The organism is Pseudomonas sp. TJI-51 (genome assembly GCF_000190455.2).
Classification (GTDB): Bacteria; Pseudomonadota; Gammaproteobacteria; order Pseudomonadales; family Pseudomonadaceae; genus Aquipseudomonas; species Aquipseudomonas juntendi.
The window spans coordinates 2870-6046 of the sequence record NZ_AEWE02000028.1 but is presented as its reverse complement, the minus strand read 5'-3'; the positions used below and the strand labels follow the sequence as shown (position 1 = coordinate 6046).

Annotated in this window: 2 protein-coding genes and 1 pseudogene; all 3 read left to right on the top strand. The window is 66.8% G+C overall.

Annotation, left to right across the window (positions count from 1 at the left end; all coding sequences use genetic code 11):
- Nucleotides 1–1179: calcium-binding protein (locus G1E_RS29245; protein ID WP_047149713.1), on the top strand; the 1179-nt coding region annotated here is incomplete at its 5' end.
- 63 nt (nucleotides 1180–1242) lie between these two features.
- A complete protein-coding gene (locus G1E_RS06585) occupies nucleotides 1243–2679 on the top strand; it encodes a TolC family outer membrane protein (RefSeq protein ID WP_047149712.1) in 1437 nt (478 codons plus the stop codon).
- Nucleotides 2676–3177 (top strand): annotated as a pseudogene (locus G1E_RS06580) (type I secretion system permease/ATPase); the annotation flags it as partial. The gene G1E_RS06585 and the pseudogene G1E_RS06580, both read left to right, overlap by 4 nt.

The following is a 3177-nucleotide window of genomic DNA, read 5'->3' as shown; positions in this document are numbered from 1 at the left end:
CTGATCGGCAGCCGCCAGGCCACTTACACCACTACAGTGGCTGCCGATACCACGGCTAACCTGCAAGTGGTACTCAATTCCGCCAACCTGCTGAGCCTGCTCAACGGCACCACCCTGGAACTGCTCAAGCTCAACCCGGCCACGGGCCAGTACGTGCTGGTGCAATCGGTAGGCGGTGGCTCGTTGATCAGCCTGTTGGGCGGGGGCGCAGGGTATACCTTCCAGAACCAGGGCGCCGGCACCTACCACGTACGGGTGACCGCCGGCGGCATTGGCCTGGCCAGCTCGATCACCACCAGTGTCAATGCCACCACCACGCACCTGAACGAGTTCGTGGTCAGTGGCGCTACGGCGGCCACCGGCAACCTGCTGGCGGACGATACCCTGGGTTCGGCACTGACCGTGCTGAGCGTACTGACCGCAGCCAACACCTACACCATACCCGGCTACAACGGGGTGAGCGTGGCGGGCACCTATGGCACCTTGCTGGTGCAGGCCGATGGCAGCTACACCTACACCCTCAACTCGGGGGTCAGCGCCGCAGCGGTCGGCCAGCACGATACCTTCACCTACGAGCTGACCCACCCTAACGGCAGTACCGACACGGCAACATTGACCATCAACCTGGACAATGCCGCTGGCCTGGTCAGCACCACGTCGCTGCTGGCCGACAGCGGTGAAGAGGCAGTCGCCCTGGCCAGTGTCGCCGCTGTCAGCGATGTGGTTGCTGGCAGCGACGGCAACGACCACCTGGTGGGCAGCCAGGGCGGGCACATCACGCTTGAAGGTGGTGCCGGTGACGACACCCTGGTGATCGTCGACCAGAACTTCGCCAGCGTCGACGGTGGCACGGGTACCGACACCCTGCAATGGGGTGGCGGCGATGTCAGCATCGACCTGGGCAACCTGGTCGGGCGCGTGCACGGCATCGAGGCCATCGACCTCAACGACACCAGCGCGGTGGCCCTGACACTCAACCTGGCCGACGTGGTGGCCATCACCGAAACCGGCACCGACACGTTGATCATCAAGGGCGACAACCACGACTCGGTGCACATGACTGACAACTGGAACCTGGTCGGCAACCAGACCGCCGACGGGATCGACTATAACCAATACACGGCCCAGGAGGACCCGAGCCACCACCTGTGGGTACAGAACGGCATTCACGTCGTCTGAGGCCGCGGCAAACCCGCCGGGCAAACGCCCGGCGGCATGGACGACCAGCAGTAAGGGAACTATGTGAAGCGAAGCAGTCCGCTGTCACCGTTGTTGCTTGGAGCCTGCGGGCTCCTGGCCCTGAATCTCCAACCGGTTGCCCAGGCAGCCGATGATATAGACCCCCACCTGCGCCACATCGGGCCATCGCTGCTACGCGATGCGCCCGCGGCGGTGCCTGCGCGGCCACCGACCGGCATGGCCCCGGTCGCCAGTGGCGAGCGCCTGGGCCTGACCGAGGCGGTGTTGCAGGCCGCGCAATGGCACCCCAGCATCGCCGAAGCGATCGGCAACCTGTACAAACAGGGCGAAGGCATCAACGTCGCCCGCGCGGGTTACTACCCGCAGATTTCCGGCGGTATCCGCACCGGTTATGACACCGGCTACGGGGGCGATCGCAACAGCCAGGCCCTCAACCTGTCGCTCAAGCAGATGCTCTACGATTTCGGCAAGGTCGACAGCGCCGTCAACGCGGCGCAGGCCGCCGCCGCGCGGGCCCAGGCCAATATCCTGCTGGTGGTGGACGACCTGGCCCGTGACACTGCCTATGCCTGGATCGAAACCCGCCGCTACGAACAGTTGATGGCCATTGCCCGCGAGCAGATCCGCGGGGTGGGCGACATTGCCGGGATGGCTCGCCAGCGCAGCGACATGGGCGCCAGCACCCGCTCCGACGTGGTACAGGCCGAATCCCGCGTGGAAAGCGCCCGCGCCACCCTGGAGGAATACCAGTCGCAATACGAGCGCTGGCGCTCCACCCTGGCCGCGCTGATGGGCCGCGTGACCCCGCCGGCCCTGGCCGAGCAGTCGCCTGCGGCGTTGAACCAGGCCTGCAAGCGGCCTGCGCAAGGCGATGATCGCCTGCCGGCCGTGCTGATGGCCCTGGCCCAGCGTGCGCAAGGCCAGGCAGAGCTGGCCCAGGCCAAGGCCGAGGCCTACCCGACCGTGTCGCTGCAGCCCCAGGTCAACCATTACCTGGACAACGACTACAACCGCGATAACTCACGCATGGACCGCACCCAGGCGGGCATCTACCTCAACGTCGAGGTACCGATCTACCAAGGTGGTGCGATCAGCGCCCGCAGCCGCGCTGCCAGCCACGCCTTGAGCGCCGCCGACTCCGCCGAAGATGCCGCGCGCCTGCAGGCACGGCGTGGCCTGGCCGAGGCTCAGGCACAAACCTCCGGGCTGGGCCGCCGGCTGAGTTCGCTGGAAGCGCGCCAGGTCAGCATCCAGGAGGCTCGCATGCTCTATGGCCGCCAGTATCTGGACCTGGGCACACGGCCCCTGCTCGACCTGCTCAACGCCGAGCAGGAGATCTACCAGTCACGGTTCGAACTTGCCGGCACCCGCTCCGATCTGCTGCGCCTGGATGTCGACTGCCTGTACAACACCGGCGCGCTGCGCACGGCCTTTGGCCTTGAGGGGCGCAACCTGCAAGGTGTGGAGATCCAGCCATGAGCGATTCGATCAATGTAACCCTGCCCACCCAGCCAGCGGCAGCAGCGCCGGACGCGCCGCACCGGCCAGACCTGGGGCCGTGGCTGGAGGTGATGCTGCAGGTGGCGCACCACTACCGCCTGGACGTGTCGCCCCAGCGTATTCGCCTGGCGGCGGTGGAGGATGCCCGGCCGCTGGACGAAATTCTTCGCCACATGGCCCGCCAGGCCGGCCTGGCACTGCGCTTCGTGCGCTTCGATGCCAAGGGCCTGCGGCAATGGCGTACACCGCTGGTACTGGAGCTGGACGATGGCCAGTTGGCCGTGGTCGAGGCAGTCACCGAAGAAGATGACCTGGCGGTGGTGTTCGCCGGTGACCAGGGCCTGACCACACGCCTGCCCCGCGACACGCTCAGGGGCCGCATCACCCGGGTTGCGCTGTTGCGCCCGGCGCGGCCGTTGCGCGATGTACGCACCGATGACTACACCGCCCCCTACGACCGCCACTGGTTTGCCCGTA